Consider the following 23,104-nt stretch of genomic DNA (forward strand, 5'->3'; position numbering starts at 1 on the left):
TTTTCTTTTGTCTGTAAGCCTTTTTTGATATAATAGTTCTATGTTAGAATCAGAAAAACAATCACGTTATCAAATGTTAAATGAAGAGCTCTCTTTTTTATTGGATGGTGAAACCAATGTTTTGGCTAATCTTTCCAACGCCAGCGCTCTTCTAAAATCACGCTTCCCTAATACCGTATTTGCAGGCTTTTATCTGTTCGATGGAAAGGAATTGATTTTAGGTCCTTTCCAAGGAGGTGTTTCCTGTATCCGTATCTCACTAGGCAAAGGTGTTTGTGGGGAGGCAGCCCACTTTCAGGAAACTGTTCTGGTTGGTAATGTAACAACTTATCCCAACTATATTTCTTGTGATAGTCGAGCTAAAAGTGAAATTGTTGTGCCAATGATGAAGAATGGTCAATTGCTCGGGGTTCTGGATCTGGATTCTTCAGAGATTGATGATTATGATGCTATGGATCGAGATTATTTGGAACAATTTGTCGCTATTTTGCTTGAAAAGACAGAATGGGACTTTACAATGTTTGGGGAGAAAGCCTAATGTATCAAGCACTTTATCGAAAATATAGAAGTCAAAATTTCTCCCAGTTGGTTGGTCAAGAAGTTGTAGCTAAGACTCTTAAACAAGCGGTGGAACAAGAGAAAATAAGTCATGCATATCTTTTTTCTGGTCCTCGTGGAACGGGAAAAACCAGTGTGGCTAAGATCTTTGCCAAGGCTATGAACTGTCCCAATCAAGTGGGTGGTGAACCATGTAATAACTGCTATATTTGTCAGGCAGTGACGGATGGTAGTTTAGAAGATGTCATCGAAATGGATGCGGCCTCTAATAATGGAGTCGATGAAATCCGTGAAATTCGTGATAAATCTACCTATGCCCCTAGTCTTGCCCGTTATAAGGTTTATATCATAGACGAGGTTCACATGCTGTCTACAGGGGCTTTTAATGCCCTCCTAAAGACTCTGGAAGAGCCAACACAGAATGTGGTCTTTATTTTGGCTACTACTGAATTGCACAAGATTCCTGCCACTATTCTATCCCGTGTGCAACGTTTTGAATTTAAATCGATTAAGACACAGGATATTAAGGAACATATCCGCTATATCTTAGAAAAAGAAAATATCAGTTCTGAACCAGAGGCTGTGGAAATCATTGCCAGACGGGCTGAAGGTGGAATGCGAGATGCCTTGTCTATTTTGGATCAAGCCCTGAGTTTGACACAGGGAAACGAGTTGACGACTGCCATCTCTGAAGAAATTACTGGCACCATTAGTCTATCAGCCTTGGATGATTATGTGGCTGCCTTGTCTCAACAGGATGTTCCCAAGGCTTTGTCTTGCTTGAATCTTCTTTTTGACAATGGTAAGAGCATGACTCGTTTTGTGACGGATCTTTTGCACTATTTAAGAGACTTGTTAATTGTTCAAACAGGGGGAGAAAACACTCATCATAGTCCAGTATTTGTAGAGAATTTGGCACTTCCTCAAGAAAATCTGTTTGAAATGATTCGCTTGGCGACAGTCAGTTTAGCAGATATTAAGTCTAGTTTGCAGCCTAAGATTTATGTTGAGATGATGACTATCCGTTTGGCAGAGATTAAGCCTGAACCAGCTCTTTCTGGGGCAGTTGAACATGAAATTTCTGCATTGAGACAGGAAGTTGCGCGTCTCAAACAAGAACTCGCCAATGTGGGCACTGTACCAAAACCAACTAGTCCAGTACCTACCCGTCCAGCAGCGAGCAAGACCGTCTATCGTGTGGATCGCAATAAGGTTCAATCGATCCTACAAGAGGCCGTTGAAAATCCAGATTTAGCACGTCAAAATCTGATTCGCTTGCAAAATGCCTGGGGAGAAGTGATTGAAAGTCTTGGAGGTCCTGATAAGGCTCTGCTAGTTGGTTCTCAACCGGTTGCAGCCAATGAACACCATGCTATTCTTGCTTTTGAATCTAACTTCAATGCTGGTCAAACCATGAAACGGGACAATCTCAACACTATGTTTGGTAACATCCTCAGTCAGGCAGCAGGTTTTTCACCTGAGATTTTAGCCATTTCCATGGAGGAATGGAAAGAAGTTCGCGCAGCCTTTTCAGCCAAAGCCAAATCTTCTCAAACTGAAAAAGAAGCAGAAGAAAGCCTGATTCCAGAAGGATTTGAATTTTTGGCTGATAAAGTGAAGGTAGAGGAAGACTAAAGAAAGATTTCATGATACAATAAGTTTATGAATAGACAACAATTTATTATCATCGCGCTGTTTACAGCTGCTGAGACCTATTTTTTCAATGAAGCCTGGATGACTGGTCGCTATATTATGGCAGCCTTTTGGGCCATTTTACTCTTTAGAAATTTCCGAGTTAGTTACTTGATGGGTAAAATAGTAGATGTCATTGACCAACATTTAAAAGGAAAAGACTAGTCCTCAGCTTCTAGACAAAATCAAAGCCTTTTAGGCTTTTTTTTGTTATACTATAAAAGTATATTTATTGAGCTTTTACCGTATTTTCTAAGGAAATCAAGTATGTTTCCAGTAAGAACTGTAAAGGCCTTGAAAAAGAAAGGAACTATCATGTCAGTATTAGAGATCAAAGATCTTCACGTTGAGATTGAAGGAAAAGAAATTTTAAAAGGGGTTAACCTGACCCTGAAAACAGGAGAAATCGCCGCTATCATGGGACCAAATGGTACAGGTAAATCGACTCTTTCTGCAGCTATCATGGGAAATCCAAACTATGAAGTTACCAAAGGTGAAGTCTTGTTTGATGGCGTAAACATCCTTGAGTTGGAAGTTGACGAGCGTGCGCGTATGGGACTTTTCCTTGCTATGCAATACCCATCAGAAATTCCTGGTATTACTAACGCTGAGTTTCTTCGTGCAGCCATGAATGCTGGTAAAGAAGATGATGAAAAAATTTCAGTTCGTGAGTTTATCACTAAATTGGATGAGAAGATGGAATTGCTCAACATGAAAGAAGAAATGGCTGAGCGTTACCTCAACGAAGGTTTCTCTGGTGGTGAGAAAAAACGTAATGAGATTCTTCAACTTTTGATGTTGGAACCAACTTTTGCCCTTTTGGATGAGATTGACTCTGGTCTTGATATTGACGCTCTTAAAGTTGTTTCTAAAGGTGTCAATGCTATGCGTGGTGAAGGTTTTGGTGCTATGATTATCACTCACTACCAACGTCTTTTGAACTACATCACACCTGATGTGGTACACGTCATGATGGAAGGTCGTGTTGTCCTTTCTGGTGGTCCAGAATTGGCTGCGCGTTTGGAACGTGAAGGATACGCAAAACTAGCTGAAGAACTTGGCTATGACTACAAGGAAGAATTGTAATTCCCTCGTATCTTTTAGGAGAAGTAAATGACTAAAGAAACTATTAAACTTTTTTCAGAAATGCATGCTGAACCAAGCTGGTTGGCTGATCTCCGTCAAAAAGCTTTTGACAAGATTGAGACTTTGGAATTACCAGTTATTGAGCGTGTCAAATTCCACCGTTGGAATCTGGGTGATGGAACGATTACAGAAAGTGAGCCATCAGCAAATGTTCCAGATTTTACAGCTTTAGATAATCACTTGAAGTTGGTGCAAGTAGGAACTCAAACTGTTTTTGAGCAAACTCCAGTTGAGTTGGCTGAACAGGGTGTCGTCTTTACAGATTTTCACTCAGCTTTAGAAGAAATTCCAGAGCTGATCGAAGAATTCTTCATGTCATCTGTTAAGTATGACGATGACAAGTTGGCAGCCTACCATACAGCTTATTTCAATAGTGGTGCTGTTCTCTACATTCCTGATAACGTTGAGATTAAAGAACCAATCGAAGGAATTTTCTATCAAGACAGCGATAGCGATGTGCCGTTTAACAAGCATATTATGATTATCGCTGGTAAAAACTCTAAGATTAGTTATCTAGAACGTTTAGAGTCACGTGGTGGAGGAAGTGCCAAAGCAACTGCCAAAGCAACTGCTAATATCACAGTAGAAGTGATTGCTCGTTCTGGTGCGCAAGTGAAGTTTGCGGCTATCGACCGTCTAGGTGAAAATGTTACTGCTTACATTAGCCGTCGTGGTAAACTAGGTAACGATGCAAGTATTGACTGGGCAATCGGTGTCATGAACGAAGGAAATGTCGTTGCGGATTTTGATAGTGACTTGATTGGTAATGGTAGCAATGCCGACCTTAAAGTGGTAGCTCTTTCAAGTGGCCGTCAGGTACAAGGGATTGATACCCGAGTAACTAACTATGGTTGCAACTCAATCGGAAATATCCTCCAACATGGGGTTATTCTTGAAAAAGCAACTTTAACTTTCAACGGTATAGGTCACATTATCAAGGGGGCCAAGGGAGCAGATGCGCAACAAGAAAGTCGTGTTCTCATGCTTTCAGACCAAGCGCGTTCAGATGCCAACCCAATCCTTTTGATTGATGAAAATGACGTAACTGCAGGACACGCGGCTTCTATCGGTCAGGTAGATCCAGAAGATATGTATTACCTCATGAGCCGTGGCTTGGATAAGGCAACTGCAGAACGCTTGGTTGTCCGTGGTTTCCTTGGATCTGTTATCGTTGAGATTCCAGTCAAGGAAGTTCGTGATGAAATGATTGCAACTATCGAAGAAAAATTGTCAAAACGCTAAGGGGTAGCCTATGTTAGATGTAGAAGCGATTCGCAAGGATTTTCCAATTTTAGATCAGATTGTTAACGATGAACCTCTGGTTTATCTGGATAATGCCGCGACGACACAAAAACCACTAGCAGTTCTGGAAACGATTAACCGCTATTATGAGCAGGACAATGCCAATGTTCATCGTGGCGTTCATACCTTGGCAGAAAGGGCGACAGCTTCCTATGAAGCTGCTCGTGAAACCATTGGTAAGTTTATCAATGCAGGCTCTACAAAGGAAGTTCTCTTTACAAGAGGAACGACAACCAGTCTTAACTGGGTAGCGCGTTATGCTGAGGAAGTCTTGACTGAGGGAGACCAGGTCTTGATTTCCGTCATGGAACACCATTCCAATATCATTCCATGGCAGGAAGCCTGCCGCAAGACTGGAGCGGAGCTTGTCTATGTCTACCTCAAGGATGGAGCTCTAGATATGGATGATTTAAGGGCTAAGTTGACTGATAAAGTCAAGTTTGTATCCCTAGCTCACGCCTCAAATGTTCTTGGTGTGGTCAATCCAATCAAAGAAATCACTCAATTGGTCCACCAAGTGGGAGCCATCATGGTGGTGGATGGTGCTCAGTCTACACCCCATATGAAGATTGATGTTCAGGACTTGGATGTGGACTTCTTTGCCTTTTCAGGTCACAAGATGGCTGGTCCGACTGGTATCGGTGTTCTTTACGGTAAAGAAAAGTATCTGGAACAAATGTCTCCAGTAGAATTTGGCGGTGAGATGATTGATTTCGTCTATGAGCAATCTGCTAGTTGGAAGGAATTGCCTTGGAAATTTGAAGCTGGAACACCCAATATGGCAGGTGCAATCGGACTGGCAGCAGCAGTAGATTATCTAGAAAAGATTGGTATGGATGCCATTGAAGCCCATGAACAAGGATTGATCGCATACGTCTATCCAAAACTGCAGGCGATTGAAGGACTGACCATTTATGGTTCACAGGACTTGGCTCAACGTTCAGGTGTGATTGCCTTTAACCTAGGTGATCTTCATCCGCACGACCTTGCGACTGCTTTGGATTATGAAGGAGTAGCTGTTCGAGCAGGTCACCATTGCGCTCAACCCTTGCTCCAGTATTTGGATGTTCCAGCAACAGCTCGTGCAAGTTTTTATATCTACAATACCAAGGCAGATTGCGACAAGCTAGTCGATGCCTTACAAAAGACAAAGGAGTTTTTCAATGGCACTTTCTAAACTAGATAGCCTTTATATGGCAGTGGTAGCGGATCATTCGAAAAATCCACATCACCAAGGGAAGTTAGAAGATGCTGAGCAAATCAGTCTCAACAATCCGACCTGTGGAGATGTTATCAATCTCTCCGTCAAGTTTGATGCAGATGACCGCTTGGAAGATATCGCTTTTCTAAACTCAGGTTGTACCATCTCGACTGCCTCTGCGAGCATGATGACAGATGCCGTTTTGGGTAAGACCAAGCAAGAAATCTTAGAACTTGCGACTATTTTTTCTGAAATGGTTCAAGGGCAAAAAGATGAGCGTCAAGACCAACTAGGTGATGCTGCTTTCTTGTCAGGTGTTGCCAAATTCCCTCAACGAATCAAGTGTGCAACTCTAGCTTGGAATGCCCTGAAGAAAACAATTGAAAATCAAGAAAACAAGTAAGGCAAGTTTCTTTTGTCTTATGAATCAGTAGAAATGAAGAATGAAAGAAAGGATATTATGGCTGAAGAAAGAGTAGAACCAAAACCAATTGACCTTGGTGAATATAAATTTGGTTTCCATGATGATGTAGAGCCTGTCCTATCGACAGGAAAAGGATTGAATGAAGATGTCATTCGTGAACTATCAGCTGCTAAGGGAGAACCTGAGTGGATGTTAGAATTCCGTTTGAAGTCTTATGAAACCTTCAAAAAAATGCCTATGCAAACTTGGGGAGCAGACTTGTCAGAGATTGATTTTGATGACTTGATCTACTACCAAAAACCATCTGATAAACCAGCTCGTTCATGGGATGAGGTTCCTGAAAAGATTAAAGAAACCTTTGAACGTATCGGGATTCCGGAAGCTGAGCGTGCCTATCTAGCAGGTGCCTCTGCCCAGTATGAGTCAGAAGTGGTTTACCACAATATGAAGGAAGAGTTCCAAAAATTGGGAATTATCTTTACAGATACGGATTCTGCCCTCAAGGAATACCCAGACTTGTTTAAACAATACTTTGCTAAGTTGGTACCGCCAACAGATAACAAATTGGCTGCCCTCAACTCAGCAGTATGGTCTGGTGGAACCTTTATCTATGTACCAAAAGGTGTGAAAGTGGATATTCCACTTCAAACTTACTTCCGTATCAACAACGAAAATACTGGTCAGTTTGAACGTACCTTGATTATCGTTGATGAGGGAGCAAGTGTCCACTACGTTGAAGGATGTACAGCACCAACTTATTCAAGTAACAGCTTGCATGCAGCCATTGTAGAAATCTTTGCCTTGGACGGAGCTTACATGCGTTATACGACTATCCAAAACTGGTCTGATAACGTTTATAACTTGGTAACAAAACGTGCCAAAGCCTTGAAAGATGCGACAGTTGAGTGGATTGATGGAAACTTGGGTGCCAAGACAACTATGAAATACCCATCTGTTTACCTAGATGGAGCAGGGGCGCGTGGAACCATGCTTTCGATCGCCTTTGCTAATGCAGGGCAACACCAGGATACTGGTGCTAAGATGATCCACAATGCTCCACATACCAGCTCGTCTATCGTGTCTAAATCTATCGCTAAAGGCGGAGGGAAGGTTGACTACCGTGGACAAGTAACCTTTAACAAAAACTCTAAGAAATCTGTCTCTCACATCGAGTGTGATACCATTATTATGGATGACTTGTCAGCATCAGATACTATTCCATTTAATGAAATTCACAACTCGCAAGTAGCTTTGGAACACGAAGCCAAGGTTTCTAAGATTTCAGAGGAACAACTCTATTACCTCATGAGCCGTGGATTGTCAGAATCAGAAGCGACAGAAATGATTGTTATGGGATTTGTGGAGCCCTTCACAAAAGAACTTCCAATGGAATATGCAGTTGAGCTTAACCGCTTGATTAGCTATGAAATGGAAGGATCAGTCGGATAAAATTTGATTTTAGATTTACTAAAAATCAAGGACTTTGAAGATGAACTTGTAACAAAAAGAGACTGAGAAAAAAATATTTTAAGAACAGAAAACGCATGATATCAGGAGCCAAAAACTTGATATTATGCGTTTTATTATGGGAAGATTTATTATATTCTCTCATGAAATAGAGTTTTTTTCTAAGCGCTTTTGATTTTTGATATAGTTTTGTGAGGACGAAGTAAGACAATATATAAAATAGTCAGTTCAAGCCACGATATAGTTGCTTAGTTTAAAATAAGCTTCTTATAATAAAGCTATGGCATATAGTACAGATTTTAAACAAGAGCATTAGATTACATCAAAGAAGGACACAGCCATGTCGAGGCATCTAAAGTTTTTGATGTTGGCGGCAGAACTCTCTTCACGTGGGAAAAGAAAGACGTGAACAAGGACACTTAGAGAGGAAAAAGCGAGTCGTCAAAAAGCGTAAGATCCCTTTAGAAGAATTGAAAGCCTTTGTAGAGGCTCATCCAGATGCTTTTTTACAGGAAATTGGGCACATTTTGATTATGCTGTCCCTTCAGTATGGGCAGCTTTAAAGCAGATTCATGTCACTTTAAAAAAAGACGACTAGCTTTAAGGAACAAGATCCAGAGAAAGTCGCTGAGTTTCTTGATATTTTGAATAGCCTAAAAGATTTACCAGTCCTATATATTGACGAAACAGGAATCGACCGCTACCTCTATCGTCCTTATGCACGGGCTCCTATAGAGGAGAAAGTCTATGAAAAGATTAGCGAACGGCGTTTTGAGCGGACTTCGATTGTTGCAGGACAAGTAGATGGAGAGTTTATAGCTCCCATGATTTACAAGGAAAGTATGACGATCGATTTCTTTGTGGAGTGGTTCAAAATGCGACTCCTGCCTGCTTTGAAGACACCTCATGTCATTGTTATGGACAACGCTAGTTTTCATCCCAAGAACATTTTGGATGAAAACTGCATTCAAGATAAACACTTTTTCTTACCTCTACAGCCTTATTCTCCAGATTTGAATCCTATTGAGCAAGTTTGGGCTATCTTGAAAAAGAAAGTGACGGATTTATTAAGGGAAGTTCCAAATGTTTTTGAATGTTTGGAACGCTTTTTTAAAACTAAATGACTATAATTATAAAATGCTTATTGATTTTGATTTAAAATGAGTCAAAAAGCCGTTGCACAACGGTTTTTTGTTATAATTAAATGAAGAATGTAGAATAAAAGGAGAAAACCATGACATTTGAAGAAATACTGCCTGGGTTAAAGGCTAAGAAAAAATATGTACGTACTGGTTGGGGAGGTGCTGAGAACTATGTCCAACTCTTTGATACCATCGAGCAAAATGGTGTGGCTTTAGAGGTAACTCCTTATTTTTTGATTAACGTTTCTGGCGAAGGAGAAGGATTTTCCATGTGGAGCCCGACACCTTGTGATGTTTTGGCGACGGATTGGGTAGAAGTGCATGACTAAACGTGTACTCATTACAGGAGTGAGTTCAGGTATCGGATTGGCTCAGGCTCGCCTTTTTTTAGAGAAGGACTATCAAGTTTATGGAGTTGACCAAGGTGAAAATCCACTCTTAGAGGGTGATTTTCACTTTTTACAGAGAGATTTAACCTTGGACTTGGAGCCGATTTTTGACTGGTGTCCTCAGGTTGATGTTTTGTGTAATACTGCTGGAGTTTTGGATGATTATAAACCACTTTTGGAACAATCAGCGCAGGAAATTCAAGAAATTTTTGAAATCAACTACGTGACTCCAGTAGAGTTGACTCGGAATTATTTGACACAAATGCTGGAGAATAAAAAGGGAATCATCATCAATATGTGCTCTATTGCTTCTAGTCTAGCAGGTGGCGGTGGACACGCCTATACTTCTTCGAAGCACGCCTTGGCTGGCTTCACCAAGCAGTTGGCTCTAGACTATGCTGAAGCTGGGATTCAGGTCTTTGGGATTGCTCCAGGAGCAGTCAAGACAGCTATGACCGCTGCCGACTTTGAACCAGGTGGTTTAGCGGACTGGGTGGCTAGTGAAACCCCAATCAAACGTTGGATCGAGCCAGAGGAAGTAGCAGAAGTCAGTCTCTTTTTGGCCAGTGGAAAAGCAAGCGCCATGCAAGGACAAATCTTGACAATAGATGGCGGCTGGTCTTTGAAGTAGGAGTAGTTGGATGGAAATCAAAAGACACTTTGGAGTCTACGCTGTTTGCTTTGAAAATGGGAAGTTACTCCGCATTGAAAAAACGAGAGGCCCTTATCAACATAGGTATGATCTACCTGGAGGCAGTCAGCAACTTGGTGAAGAACTGACGGAAACGCTGACTAGAGAAGTTTTGGAAGAGACGGGATTTACTGTTGGAGGCTACTCTAATCCTCGAATCTACGATGTTTTCGTCAGGGAAGAGTTAAAAAATTTTATGGTTCACCATGTCATGGCCTTGTATGATGTTGAAATGGATGAGGATGCGCCTCAAGTTACGATTTCTAAAGCTGTCTCTGATGGTATTAATGATTCACTTGGATATATTTGGATGGATATTCAAGAAGTCACAGAAGAAAATGCATCGCCACTAGTCTTGAAGATTAAGTCTGAATTATTAGGATTTCCAGAACTGGACAAGACCTCTTACATGAATTGGAAGGTGAATGATGAGAAACGAACTTGCCCTTAGTGGCGAAAAACTTGATGAAAAAGTTTACCCACAACTATTTCATCATGTTGGCATGATTCGTGGGGAATATTTGTTGAGGGAGCTTAACCAAAACATCCTGTTACCAAGTTGTAAGGAATTTGTAAAAGATTATCTAGATACTATTTGTTCCTTGTACTCAGATGAAGAAGTCTGGTATCGTTTTTCAGAATTAACAAATACAGAAGCTAATTGTCTAAAGGGGACTAAAGAGTATTTTGATGAAAATCATCCCTTGTTTGGCTATAGAGGAACGAGGCGTTTATTGATGTGTCAAGATGAATTTCAGGCTGAGGTACATGTCGTTACAGAAGTTTATCAAACCAATTCCAATCTGTCTCTTGTTTTTCCTTTTGTCAATGATGCTGAGCAGTTAAAGCAAGCTATTACAGTATTGCGTCAGCATGGCTTTACTGGGAAAGTTGGCACGATGATTGAATTACCGTCAGCGTATTTTGACTTAGACAGGATACTGGAAACGGGCATTTCAAAGATTGTAGTTGGAATGAATGATTTGACTTCTTTTGTTTTTGCGACTGTGAGAAACAGTCAATGGCATGATATGGAAAGTCCAATTATGTTAGATATGCTGAGACAGATGCAGGATAAAGCAAGGTTGAAAAAGATTGATTTTGCTGTAGCAGGTTATCTGAATACTTCTTTCATACAAAAAATGAATCAGATGGGTATCGAATGCATTATCCACTATAGCTCTATTCCGGAGATTTTTGATTTAGAAATTGACCATCCAGATCATCTCAAACATATAAAAGAAGAAAGTAAGAAATTACAAAGGAGAAACCCATGACACCGCAAGAAATATGGAATGCCTACAAGCAAATCAACCCCTCGATTGGAGATGAAATTGATGCCTGGGCTTTTGGAGAGGAAGCCGATCTCTTGACAGATTTGGTTTTAAGAGGCGAAAAGACCGCAACAGCATCAGCCTACGACCTCTATGCACTAGAAGCCGAGTCTCTTCCTCAAGAAGGAACTTTTGATGTCATTTTAGATAGTCAAAATCAGGCTGTCTGTATTGTCGAAATTACAAAGGTTTCTGTCCAGCCCTTCAATCAAGTTTCTGCTCAACATGCCTTTAAGGAAGGGGAAGGTGACAAATCCCTAGCCTATTGGTGTCAGGTTCATGAGGATTGTTTCGCCGAGTGGCTGAGAGAAGCAGGACTGACTTTTACACCTGAAAGTAAGGTTGTTTTAGAAGAATTTCGCAAGGTCTACCCACTGTAGACTGTTAGATAGAAGAAAGTTTTGGAAATCGCTGTCCAATCCTTTTTTCTCAAGCAAAACATGATATAATAAGTTTGTTTGAAGAAGAGCTCTAGCTCTTAAACTTAGATAGGAGAAAACTATGCAAGCAGTTGAACATTTTATTAAGCAATTTGTTCCTGAACATTATGATTTATTTTTAGACTTGAGTCGTGAGACCAAGACTTTTTCAGGAGAGGTGACTATTAGTGGTCAAGCACAGAGTGACCGCATTTCCCTTCATCAAAAAGACTTGGAAATCGCTTCTGTAGAAGTTGCAGGGGTAGCTTGTCCATTTACAGTTGACCATGAAAATGAAGCCCTTCATATTGAACTTGCGGAAGCAGGTCAAGTTGAAGTGGTTATCGCTTTCTCAGGAAAAATTACAGACAACATGACAGGGATTTACCCATCTTACTACACAGTTGATGGAGTGAAGAAGGAAGTCTTGTCTACTCAGTTCGAGAGTCATTTTGCGCGCGAAGCCTTCCCATGTGTGGATGAACCAGAAGCCAAAGCAACTTTTGACCTCTCTCTACGTTTTGACCAAGCAGAAGATGAATTGGCCTTGTCTAACATGCCAGAAATCGATGTTGAAAAACGTAAGGAAACAGGTATCTGGAAGTTTGAGACAACACCTCGCATGTCTTCTTACTTGTTAGCCTTTGTAGCAGGTGATTTGCAAGGTGTGACCGCTAAAACTAAAAATGGTACCCTCGTAGGTGTTTATTCAACCAAAGCCCACCCACTATCTAACCTTGATTTCTCACTGGATATCGCTGTTCGCTCTATCGAGTTTTACGAAGATTACTATGGAGTTAAGTACCCGATCCCTCAATCTCTCCACATCGCCCTTCCTGACTTCTCAGCTGGAGCTATGGAAAACTGGGGTCTTGTGACCTACCGTGAAGTTTACTTGGTTGTGGATGAGAACTCTACCTTTGCCAGCCGTCAACAAGTTGCTCTTGTTGTGGCACATGAATTGGCTCACCAATGGTTTGGTAACCTTGTTACTATGAAATGGTGGGATGACCTTTGGCTCAATGAAAGCTTTGCTAACATGATGGAGTACGTCTGTGTGGATGCTATTGAACAAAGCTGGAATATCTTTGAAGATTTCCAAACAGGTGGAGTACCTCACGCTCTTGAACGTGACGCAACTGATGGCGTGCAGTCTGTTCACGTCGAAGTCAAACACCCAGATGAAATCAATACGCTCTTTGACGGAGCTATCGTCTATGCCAAAGGAAGTCGCCTCATGCACATGCTTCGTCGTTGGCTAGGTGATGCCGATTTTGCCAAAGGTTTGCATGCCTACTTTGAAAAACATCAGTACAGAAATACAATTGGTCGTGACCTTTGGGATGCTCTTGGTCAAGCATCTGGCCGTGATGTTTCAGCCTTCATGGATTCTTGGTTGGAACAACCTGGTTATCCAGTTCTCACTGTCAAAGTTGAAAATGATGTTTTGAAGATTTCACAAAAACAATTCTTTATCGGTGAGCACGAAGACAAGAACCGTCTCTGGGTTGTGCCACTAAACAGCAACTGGAAAGGCTTGCCTGATACACTTGAAACTGAAAGCATCGAAATTCCAGGCTACGCAGCTCTTCTTGCTGAAAACAAAACAGCACTTCGTCTCAACACTGAAAATACAGCCCACTACATTACAGACTATCAAGGAGACTTGTTAGATGCTGTTCTTTCTGACCTAGTTGAGCTTGATAACACAAGCAAATTGCAAATCGTCCAAGAACGTCGTTTGCTTGCTGAAGCAGGGCACATTTCTTATGCTGACTTGCTCCCAGTTCTTGATAAACTTGCTAAGGAAGAATCTTACCTTGTCGTTTCAGCTGTTTCTGAAGTAATTTCTGCTCTTGAGCGCTTTATCGATGAAGGAACAGAAGCTGAAAGAGCCTTCAAAGCCTTGGTTGCTAAATTGGCTCGTCATAATTATGACCGTCTTGGTTTTGAAGCTAAAGACGGAGAATCAGATGCGGATGAATTGGTTCGTCAGTTGGCTGTTTCTATGATGATTCGCTCAAATGATGCAGAAGCTAGTCAAGTCGCTAGCCAAATCTTCGCGGCTCACAAGGAGAATCTTGCAGGACTTCCAGCAGCTATTCGCTCACAAGTCCTGATCAATGAGATGAAACATCATGAGACCAAAGACTTGTTAGCACTTTATCTTGATACTTATACTCACGCAACAGATGCTGTCTTTAAACGTCAGTTGGCAGCCGCTCTTGCCTATAGTAAAGATGCGGACAATATCCAAACCTTGATTGCTTCTTGGAAGGACAAATTTGTGGTTAAACCACAAGACTTGTCTGCATGGTATTACCAATTCCTAGCTCATCAAGCAACTCAGGAAACAGCTTGGTCTTGGGCTCGTGAAAACTGGGCTTGGATTAAGGCAGCTCTTGGAGGAGATATGAGCTTTGATAGCTTTGTTATCCTTCCTGCTCACGTATTTAAGACTCAGCAACGCTTGGCAGAGTACAAGGAATTCTTTGAGCCACAACTTTCTGACCTTGCTCTTAGCCGTAACATCAGTATGGGAATCAAGGAAATTGCAGCGCGTGTTGACTTGATTAACCGTGAAAAAGCTGCAGTGGAAGCAGTCGTTCTTCAATACGGAACTAAATAATTAAGACTAAATAAAAGAAAACTCAGCTATCTCATGTAATACTCTTCGAAAATCAAATTCAAACCACGTCAGCGTCGCCTTACAGTACTCAAGTACAGCCTGCGGCTAGCTTCCTAGTTTGCTCTTTGATTTTCATTGAGTATAAAATACAGAGAGTTGAGTTTTTTTTAAGGCAAATTTGGTATAATGGTTTTAATAAGGAGGAGTTTCTCATGATAAAAATCTTATTGGTTGAGGATGACCTAGGCCTGTCAAATTCAGTATTTGACTTTTTAGACGATTTTGCGGATGTCATGCAGGTATTTGATGGGGAAGAAGGTCTCTACGAAGCTGAAAGTGGCGTCTATGATTTGATTTTGCTCGATTTGATGTTGCCAGAAAAAAATGGCTTCCAAGTCTTGAAAGAATTGCGTGAAAAGGGAATTACGACTCCAGTTCTGATCATGACTGCCAAGGAAAGTTTGGATGACAAGGGACATGGATTTGAACTGGGAGCGGATGATTATCTGACCAAACCTTTCTACTTAGAAGAACTCAAAATGCGGATTCAAGCCCTTCTCAAACGTTCAGGCAAGTTTAATGAAAACACCTTGACTTATGGAAATATTGTAGTTAATTTGTCAACAAATACCGTTAAGGTTGAAGATACTCCTGTCGAATTATTAGGGAAAGAGTTTGATTTATTAGTTTATTTCCTTCAAAATCAAAATGTTATTTTGCCTAAGACTCAGATTTTTGATCGTCTATGGGGATTTGATAGTGACACAACGATTTCAGTTGTCGAAGTCTATGTTTCAAAAATCCGTAAGAAATTAAAAGGAACCACTTTTGCAGAGAATTTGCAAACCTTGCGCAGTGTTGGGTATATTTTAAAAGATGTTCAGTAAACTAAAAAAAACATGGTATGCGGATGACTTTAGTTATTTTATCCGCAACTTTGGTGTCTTCACTCTGATTTTCTCTACTATGACTCTGATTATTTTGCAGGTCATGCATTCGAGTCTTTATACTTCGGTGGATGATAAGCTTCATGGACTGAGTGAAAATCCTCAGGCAGTTATTCAGCTTGCTGTAAATAGGGCAACAGAAGAGATTAAAGACTTAGAGAATGCCGCTACAGATACTAGTAAGACTGAGATAAAACCCAATGTCAGTTCCAATACGGAGGTTATTCTTTTTGATAAGAATTTTACACAGCTCCTTTCTGGAAATCGATTTTTGGGATTGGATAAGATTAAGTTAGAGAAAAAAGAACTAGGCCATATCTATCAGATTCAGGTTTTTAATAGCTATGGACAAGAAGAAATCTATCGCATGATATTGATGGAAACCAATATCAGTTCGGTTTCAACCAATATCAAGTATGCAGCTATCTTGATTAATACCAGTCAGTTGGAGCAGGCCAGTCAAAAGCACGAGAAATTGATTGTGATTGTGATGGCAAGTTTCTGGATTTTATCTTTACTTGCAAGTCTCTATCTAGCTAGGGTCAGTGTTAGGCCCCTGCTTGAGAGCATGCAGAAGCAACAGTCCTTTGTGGAAAATGCTAGTCATGAGTTACGAACTCCACTCGCAGTTTTGCAAAATCGCTTAGAGACCCTTTTTCGTAAGCCAGAAGCAACCATTATGGATGTGAGCGAAAGCATTGCCTCTAGTTTGGAAGAAGTCCGAAATATGCGTTTTTTGACGACAAACTTGCTGAACTTAGCTCGTAGAGATGATGGGATTAAACCGGAACTTGCAGAAGTTCCAACCAGTTTTTTCAATACGACTTTCACAAACTATGAGATGATTGCCTCGGAAAATGACCGTGTCTTCCGTTTTGAAAATCGGATTCATCGCACGATTGTCACAGATCAGCTTCTATTGAAGCAGTTGATGACTATCCTATTTGATAATGCTGTCAAGTATACTGAAGAGGATGGTGAAATTGATTTTCTTATCTCTGCGACCGACCGTAATCTGTATTTACTTGTTTCTGATAATGGAGTCGGTATTTCCTCAGAAGATAAGAAGAAAATTTTTGATCGTTTTTATCGAGTGGATAAGGCTAGAACCCGCCAAAAAGGTGGTTTTGGTTTAGGATTATCCCTAGCCAAGCAAATTGTAGATGCCTTAAAAGGAACCATTACTGTCAAAGATAATAAACCGAAAGGAACAATCTTTGAAGTGAAGATTGCCATCCAAACACCATCTAAAAAGAAAAAATAAAAATATCGCTCCAGATGGGGCGATATTTTGGATTACGTGACTTTCAGTCCGTTTCGCTAAGTCAGGTGTGAGACAGGCAAACCACCCGTTTTAGGGGTGGTCATGATTAAAATAACATAAAAATCTTGACAGATAAACTTAAAAAATGTAAACTATTTACTGGTTAATTAATTGGTTAAATAACCAATTTAGAAAACTATTTAATCAAGTAAAGGAAGTTAAGAAAAAGCTTCATCATTTATTGAAATGAGGGATTTATGAAATTCAGTAAAAAGTATATAGCAGCTGGATCAGCTGTTATCGTATCCTTGAGTCTTTGTGCCTATGCACTGAACCAGCATCGCTCGCAGGAAAATAAGGACGATAATCGTGTCTCTTATGTGGATGGCAGCCAGTCAAGTCAGAAAACTGAAAACCTGACACCAGATCAGGTTAGCCAGAAAGAAGGAATTCAGGCTGAGCAAATTGTCATCAAAATTACAGATCAGGGCTTTGTGACGTCACACGGTGATCACTATCATTACTATAACGGGAAAGTTCCTTATGATGCCCTCTTTAGTGAAGAACTCTTGATGAAGGATCCAAACTACAAACTTAAGGATGGAGATATTGTCAATGAAATCAAGGGGGGGTATATCATCAAGGTAGATGGAAAATATTATGTCTACCTGAAAGATGCAGCTCATGCTGATAATGTTCGAACTAAGGATGAAATCAACCGTCAAAAACAAGAACATGTCAAAGATAATGAGAAGGTCAGCGCTGATGTTGCTGTAGCAAGGTCTCAGGGACGCTATACGACAGATGATGGTTATGTCTTTAATCCAGCTGATGTTATCGAAGATACGGGTGATGCTTATATCGTTCCTCACGGAGGTCACTATCACTATATTCCAAAAAGTGATTTGTCTGCTAGTGAGTTAGCTGCTGCTAAAGCTCATTTAGCTGGCAAAAATACGCAACCGAGTCAGCTAAGCTATTCTTCAACAGCTAGTGACAATACCAATCAAGCTATAGAGAAAGAATCAACTAGCAAGCCAGAAAGCAAAGTTGAAAATCTCCAAAGTCTATTGAAAGAACTCTATGATTTACCTAGCGACCAACGTTACAGTGAATCAGATGGTTTAGTCTTTGACCCTGCTAAGATTGTCAGTCGTACACCAAATGGAGTTGCGATTCCGCATGGCGACCATTATCACTTTATTCCTTACAGCAAGCTCTCTCCTTTAGAAGAAAAGATTGCTAGAATGGTGCCTATCGGTGGTACTGGTTCTATGATTTCTACAAATGAAAAACCTCATGAAGTAGCGTCTAGTCTAGGAAGTCTTCCAAGTAATCCATCTATATTGAATAATGCTTCTTCAACGTTAAATAAGGAAATTTCTTCAACATCTGATGGTTATATCTTTAATCCTAAAGATATTGTCGAAGAAACAGCTACAGCTTATATTGTCAGACATGGTGATCATTTCCATTACATTCCTAAGTCGAATCAAATTGGACAACCGACTCTTCCAAACAATGGTCTAGCAACACCTTCTCCATCTCTTCCAATCAATCCAGGAATTTCACATGAGGAACATGAAGAAGATGGACACGGCTTTGATGTCAATCGTATTATTGCTGAAGATGAAGCAGGATTTATCATGAGTCACGGCGACCACAATCATTACTTCTTCAAGAAAGATTTGACAGCAGACCAAATTAAGGTCGCGCAGGATCACTTGAAAGGTGCAAATACAGTAACACCAAGTCCAGCTCAGGATGATAAGCACGATGGTGATGATCATGGACATCATCATGGTGAAGAACACGATCATGGTTTTGATGCCAATCGTGTCATCAGTGAGGATGAGCAAGGATTTGTCATGAGTCATGGAGACCACAATCATTACTTCTTCAAGAAAGATTTGACAGCTGAACAAATTAAGGCAGCTCAGGATCATTTGAAAACACATCATGATGCAGAGCCTGTAAAACCTCTTGCTAAAACGGTAGAGTCTTTCTCAAGAGATGCTAGCGATGAAGAAAAAATTGCTTATATTTCTAAGACCTACGGCGTTCCACTTGAAGCTATTAGAATTTCAAACGGATTCTTTGTCTTTGGAAATCCAGACCAAGCCTACGATCCAACTCATATTCATCCTTACGCTGTTCGTAAGGAACATGTTCGTTTGCCGCTCCAAACTGGCAATCCAGAGCTTGATTTCCTAAATGAACTCTATACCACTGCCTTGCGAGATGGGGTGTCTCCTTATAGTTTGCAGGTAGAAAATGGTAGTTTTGTGATCCCTCATGGTGACCACAACCACTATATCAAGGTTCAAACGAAGGGCTATGAAGTGGCTTTGAAAAATAAAATTCCAGCTCTACAATCCAACTACCAACCTGGAGCTTTTGATGAGAAGGTAGTTTTGGCAAAAGTAGACCAACTTCTAGCTGAAAGCAGAAACATCTATAAAGACAAGCCTATCGAACAAAGACAGATTGAGTTAGCCTTAGGTCAGTTTACTGAAAACATGAAGAAACTGGCAACGAACTCTACAGCAGGTTATCTTGCGACACTAGAACTCTTTGATAAGCAATATATCCATATTGATGAAAGTGTCAAACCTGTTGAAACAAGTGCTCTAGATAAGAAATATCAGGCCTTGATTGATAAAATCAACACACTAGATACAGATTCTTATGGGCTTCCTAAGAAAGACCTTCTCGTTCGACTTCAAGAAGCTAAGTTGGCTAAAGATGAGGCTGGTTTAGCAGCGGTTGAATCACAACTTCAAGCCTTGCAAGACTTTAATGATCGAACTGGTGTTACAACTGTAGAATACATCAAGTATTTCTACGAACACGTAAATGACGGTCGTTTGAGTGATGAACTTCGAAACAAAGTAGCTCAGTTGACTTGGACCTTGTATCAATCTCAATCCTTCCTTAAGGCAGCAGAATTGAACAAATTATTCCCAAGTATCTATCAGGCAAAACAAGAAGTGGAAGAAGCTTTGAAAGCTCAGCCAACTACTGCGAAATCAAGCCAGACAGTTCTAGATACTGAAAAAGTTGATAATCAAAGTGCCAAGACAGCTATTTATGGCTTCTTGAAAGAATTGTATGGAGACTTTATGCCTGAAGAGCATGTGAATCATGTCAGCAAGGAACAAGTAGAAAATCTCTTGAACAAGGCAAATCAACTCTTGGAACAAATCCAAGAAGAAGGAATCAGACAATCCTTGGCAGAAGAAGTAGAAAATCTCAAAGTTGCTACAAACAAGGCTGATGCAGACTTGGATGAAGTAAATAGTCAGGTAAAAGATGTCTTGACTCGTATCGCTAGCGCCCTTCAACAAGAGAAAGAAAATGCAGAGCAAGATCCTCAGACACTTGTACTCTATCAAAAACTTTACGATATCCTCATGTCACTTCACGCTTACTTAGAAAACAATAAGGGTTCTGATGAGGACTTTGATAAGGTAGATGCTTTACTAGATCAACTTTCTGCTAAGAGTAAAGATAAGGCTGCTTTACTTGAATTGACAAAAGCTATTCTGATCTTGAATCAAGAAATCAAGTCAAAATCAAGCGCAAGTGAAGAAACAACTCCAGCAACAAATGCCGAGGCAAATGGTGATAAGACAAGTGCTGAGAACCAACCAAACGCAGCTGCAGAATCTAACAGTGAAACTGCCAGCGACGAAAACAAACCGAGCAACGCAACAGATTCTAAATCTGCTGAATCAGTTCCAGAAAAGTAAACAACAGAATCTCCAACAAGTACTGGAAATCAAGAAAAAACAGTAGAATAAAAAAGTTGGTAGATAAAAAAGTTTGTGGTCGTAGATCTAGGAGATTTTCCCATTCAAGGCTGTTTCCTATTTCTCATTGTAATTATAAACCATGGCAACATAAGAAAACGAGCATTTCCAACTGAGGAGGTGCTCGTTTTTTGATAGTTAGAAGTAGTTTTTATCCGTCTATTTAGAGTTGATTACAAGAAATTATTGACTTGAATGTGGATATAAGATTTATTCACTGATTATAATGTTTAAATAGTGCTCCAAAGCAAAGAATTATCCTCATGAGTATGAATCTTATAAATTAACTACCTCCAAACCATGTTCTGTCAAGCGGTAGATGCTTGAACAGACCTCTTTTAAGAAACGACGGTCATGCGAAACAGTGATGAGACCGCCTGGATAGGTTGCAAAGAGTTTTCTGATTTGGGGTTGAGAAGTTGGAGAAAAGTTTCGTGTAGGTTCATCCAACAGGAGAAAGTTTGGTTTGCACAAGACTAAATCCAAAAGCAGGAGTTTTCCCTGTTGCCCGCCAGATAAGGAGCGAATTTGATGCTGCATTTCTGGATAACTGAAATTGAGACTGGCTAAGTGAGATTGGATTTTCTGCAGTTCCTCTTTTTCTCCAGTTTTGCTGAGGTAGGCTATTGGTGATAAATCCAATTGCAGTTTTTTGTGGTAATCTTGTGGCATAAAACCAAGCGAAATTTCTCTTTTGGCGCTAAGCAGCTGTTGAAACTTGGCTAGCAGAGTCGATTTCCCAATACCATTTGGGCCAATGATACCGATTTTTTCTTGGCCACGAACAGTTAGTTGAAGTCCTTGAGCCAAAACTAGATCACCAATGGACAAATTCTCTTTTTCCAGTTGGATTAAGACTTTAGATGCCGGTAATGGCTGTATATCTGAGAAAAAAAGTCTGATTTCTTCCTCTTCAAGTGGTTTTTGGGTCATGGACTGAGCTGTCTTTTCAAAGCGTTTTTCTTGAGAGAGGACATTTTTCATCTTTTTAGCCAATAGGCGACCTGCAGTACTGTCTTTGGTAGCTCGAAGAGCAGTTTCTACATTTTGTTTAACTCGTTGATGTTTTTCCATAGTTTTATTGTAGGCTCTTTGGTCGTTGGCTGCTTGCTGGCTTTGTCTGGCAAAATTAGCCTTTCTCTGCTCACTATAACTATCATAGTCTAAATGCTCTACTAGTGTTTCCGCTTCTTTACGGTGCTTGACCAGTCGCAAGTGAACAATAGTGTCTACCGTTTCAGAAAGAAAGTCCTCATCATGGGAAATGAAAATAACGGTTTGTCTAATCTTGCGAATCTGACCTTTTAGCCAATCAACCGTCTCAAGATCCAAGTCATTTGAAGGTTCATCTAAAAATAGAATCTCAAAGGGTTTGGCTAACTCATGGATGAGCTGAATTTTCAAAGCTTCACCCCCTGATAGACTACCAATTTCTTGGTTGCTAGCGAAGCGATCGCCATCAAAATGCAACTCCTCCGCCAAACGATAGAGGACACTGTAATCTAAATCGATAGTATCTAAAAAGAAGTAGTCGTGTAGAGTTTTCTTTTTCAGGTCCTCAGGGACTTTTTGAGGAATGTAGGCTATTGATTGATAATCAGATTGAATGTCTCCCCTGATAGTGAAATCAGGCAAAGCTTCCCCCATTAAAGTTTTAAGTAAGGTTGATTTGCCATTTCCTTCCTCTCCAATAATAGCTACCTTTTCCCCATCCTGGATGGTCATGCTTAGATCAGAGACAAGGTCTCGTAAATCTTTGTTTTGTGTGATGGTCAGGTGATTGATTTTTATCATATGATTGTCCTTTCTAGAATGTTGATATTGCATAACAAAAAGCTCTACTTTACCTAGTAGAGCCAAAGTTTATGTCAAAAAAACTCTATTAATACTCTTCGAAAATCTCTTCAAACCACGTCAGCGTCGCCTTACCGTAGATATATGTAACTGACTTCGTCAGTCTTATCTACAACCTCAAAGCAGTGCTTTGAGCAACCTGTGGCTCGCTTCCTAGTTTGCTCTTTGATTTTCATTGAGTATAAAATGCCAGAAGAAAGAGCATAAAAGAGTACACAAAAAGAGACAAAAACAAGATCTACTAAATAAAGGTTCTTTATTTGATAGACTTAGTTGTTCATGTCTCCCTTACCTCCGAGTATTAGTATCTTTATACTATACCTTTAAGGAAATTTTGTCAACAGAAAACTGGAAATTCCAAGTTCTAAAATCCAAAAACAGGTCCATAAAGAGTCAGTACGTGTTTGACATGCTCGTAATGGAATTTGTCGTAGTTTCGCCAAGCAATGCGTGCTTGGTCGTTCAGTTTTAGGCTACCGAGGCCTATCAGAAGACTGGTACGTTGGTAAAATTTCTCAAGGTCGATTAAGATACTGTTGTTCAACTTTTCCGCTTTTTTGAGCTCTTGCAGAGTAGTATTTAGCAGCTCTTGCAGTCGAATATCATCTGCCGTACCTTGTTTACAGTTTTGGTAGCTTTTATTTAACTCGGATAGGAGTTGGGTTGCATTTGTAATGAGTTCTTTGTCTTCCATAGGGGCATCATCCTTGCTATCATGTATTCTTGCCTATAGTATAGCACCAAAAAATATAGTGATAAATATATTAAAAAAATCGAATTTTAATTACAAAGTTTGGTGGGCTGATTTGTAGCCTTTTCATGGTATAATCAAG

The 23,104-nt window shown here is 40.3% G+C and carries 18 protein-coding genes and 2 pseudogenes; 18 read left to right on the forward strand and 2 right to left on the reverse strand.

Going from position 1 to position 23,104, the window contains the following annotated elements:
• Window positions 1-40 precede the first annotated feature (40 nt).
• From CYK16_RS03360 to CYK16_RS03455, 18 genes and pseudogenes are all read left to right on the forward strand, one after another.
• Window positions 41-538 carry a GAF domain-containing protein gene (locus tag CYK16_RS03360; protein WP_060805697.1) on the forward strand — a complete coding sequence of 166 codons (498 nt, stop codon included), beginning with the start codon at window positions 41-43 and terminating at the stop codon, window positions 536-538.
• Window positions 538-2,193, forward strand: a complete 1,656-nt coding sequence (gene dnaX / locus CYK16_RS03365) for a DNA polymerase III subunit gamma/tau (protein WP_060805698.1) — start codon at window positions 538-540, stop codon at window positions 2,191-2,193. Before CYK16_RS03360 ends, dnaX begins: the two co-directional genes overlap by 1 nt.
• Before the next feature lie 27 nt (window positions 2,194-2,220).
• The gene (locus CYK16_RS03370) at window positions 2,221-2,415 is read left to right on the forward strand and encodes a DUF3272 domain-containing protein (RefSeq protein ID WP_001081602.1); all 195 of its coding nucleotides are present in this window, start codon (window positions 2,221-2,223) and stop codon (window positions 2,413-2,415) included.
• Window positions 2,416-2,565: 150 nt separating this feature from the next.
• Window positions 2,566-3,336 (forward strand): Fe-S cluster assembly ATPase SufC, encoded by a 771-nt coding sequence (gene sufC, locus CYK16_RS03375; protein ID WP_000114489.1) that lies wholly within the window; start codon window positions 2,566-2,568, stop codon window positions 3,334-3,336.
• Between the two features lie 27 nt (window positions 3,337-3,363).
• A complete protein-coding gene (gene sufD / locus CYK16_RS03380) occupies window positions 3,364-4,638 on the forward strand; it encodes a Fe-S cluster assembly protein SufD (RefSeq protein WP_060805699.1) in 1,275 nt (424 codons plus the stop codon).
• A 10-nt stretch (window positions 4,639-4,648) separates the two neighbouring features.
• Complete coding sequence (locus CYK16_RS03385) at window positions 4,649-5,875, forward strand: cysteine desulfurase (RefSeq protein ID WP_060805700.1); 1,227 nt, start codon at window positions 4,649-4,651, stop codon at window positions 5,873-5,875.
• Window positions 5,862-6,302, forward strand: coding sequence for a Fe-S cluster assembly sulfur transfer protein SufU (sufU, locus tag CYK16_RS03390; RefSeq protein WP_060805701.1), 441 nt, complete (start codon window positions 5,862-5,864; stop codon window positions 6,300-6,302). Before CYK16_RS03385 ends, sufU begins: the two co-directional genes overlap by 14 nt.
• A 57-nt stretch (window positions 6,303-6,359) precedes the next feature.
• Entirely contained in the window at window positions 6,360-7,772 is a 1,413-nt protein-coding gene (sufB, locus tag CYK16_RS03395) for a Fe-S cluster assembly protein SufB (RefSeq protein WP_060805702.1), read from the forward strand.
• Window positions 7,773-8,070: 298 nt separating this feature from the next.
• Window positions 8,071-8,914 (forward strand): annotated as a pseudogene (locus CYK16_RS10795) (IS630 family transposase).
• A gap of 110 nt (window positions 8,915-9,024) precedes the next feature.
• Window positions 9,025-9,261: a DUF2829 domain-containing protein gene (locus tag CYK16_RS03410; RefSeq protein WP_000141913.1), complete on the forward strand. Its 237-nt coding sequence runs from the start codon at window positions 9,025-9,027 to the stop codon at window positions 9,259-9,261.
• Window positions 9,254-9,952 (forward strand): 3-oxoacyl-ACP reductase, encoded by a 699-nt coding sequence (locus CYK16_RS03415; protein ID WP_060805703.1) that lies wholly within the window; start codon window positions 9,254-9,256, stop codon window positions 9,950-9,952. The genes CYK16_RS03410 and CYK16_RS03415 overlap by 8 nt, the downstream gene beginning before the upstream one ends.
• Before the next feature lie 10 nt (window positions 9,953-9,962).
• The gene (locus CYK16_RS03420; protein ID WP_060805704.1) at window positions 9,963-10,463 is read left to right on the forward strand and encodes an NUDIX hydrolase; all 501 of its coding nucleotides are present in this window, start codon (window positions 9,963-9,965) and stop codon (window positions 10,461-10,463) included.
• Window positions 10,441-11,344: pseudogene (locus tag CYK16_RS03425) on the forward strand (putative PEP-binding protein). Before CYK16_RS03420 ends, CYK16_RS03425 begins: the two are co-directional and overlap by 23 nt.
• Window positions 11,286-11,726, forward strand: coding sequence for an ASCH domain-containing protein (locus CYK16_RS03430; RefSeq protein WP_060805706.1), 441 nt, complete (start codon window positions 11,286-11,288; stop codon window positions 11,724-11,726). The pseudogene CYK16_RS03425 and the gene CYK16_RS03430 overlap by 59 nt, the downstream one beginning before the upstream one ends.
• Before the next feature lie 121 nt (window positions 11,727-11,847).
• Entirely contained in the window at window positions 11,848-14,394 is a 2,547-nt protein-coding gene (locus tag CYK16_RS03435; protein ID WP_060805707.1) for a M1 family metallopeptidase, read from the forward strand.
• A 212-nt stretch (window positions 14,395-14,606) separates the two neighbouring features.
• Window positions 14,607-15,281 carry a two-component system response regulator CiaR gene (ciaR, locus tag CYK16_RS03445; protein ID WP_060805708.1) on the forward strand — a complete coding sequence of 225 codons (675 nt, stop codon included), beginning with the start codon at window positions 14,607-14,609 and terminating at the stop codon, window positions 15,279-15,281.
• Entirely contained in the window at window positions 15,271-16,605 is a 1,335-nt protein-coding gene (ciaH, locus tag CYK16_RS03450) for a two-component system sensor histidine kinase CiaH (RefSeq protein WP_060805709.1), read from the forward strand. The genes ciaR and ciaH overlap by 11 nt, the downstream gene beginning before the upstream one ends.
• 257 nt (window positions 16,606-16,862) lie before the next feature.
• On the forward strand, window positions 16,863-20,357 hold the full coding sequence (locus CYK16_RS03455; protein WP_101776638.1) for a pneumococcal-type histidine triad protein: 3,495 nt from the start codon (window positions 16,863-16,865) through the stop codon (window positions 20,355-20,357).
• A gap of 336 nt (window positions 20,358-20,693) precedes the next feature.
• Here CYK16_RS03455 and CYK16_RS03460 read toward each other — a convergent pair whose 3' ends face one another.
• On the reverse strand, window positions 20,694-22,244 hold the full coding sequence (locus CYK16_RS03460) for an ATP-binding cassette domain-containing protein (RefSeq protein ID WP_060805710.1): 1,551 nt from the start codon (window positions 22,242-22,244) through the stop codon (window positions 20,694-20,696).
• Window positions 22,245-22,635: 391 nt separating this feature from the next.
• Window positions 22,636-22,965, reverse strand: coding sequence for a hypothetical protein (locus CYK16_RS03465; RefSeq protein WP_060805711.1), 330 nt, complete (start codon window positions 22,963-22,965; stop codon window positions 22,636-22,638).
• Between the last annotated feature and the right edge of the window lie 139 nt (window positions 22,966-23,104).

Source organism: Streptococcus oralis subsp. dentisani, from assembly GCF_002860905.1.
Taxonomy (GTDB): domain Bacteria; phylum Bacillota; class Bacilli; order Lactobacillales; family Streptococcaceae; genus Streptococcus; species Streptococcus oralis_BA.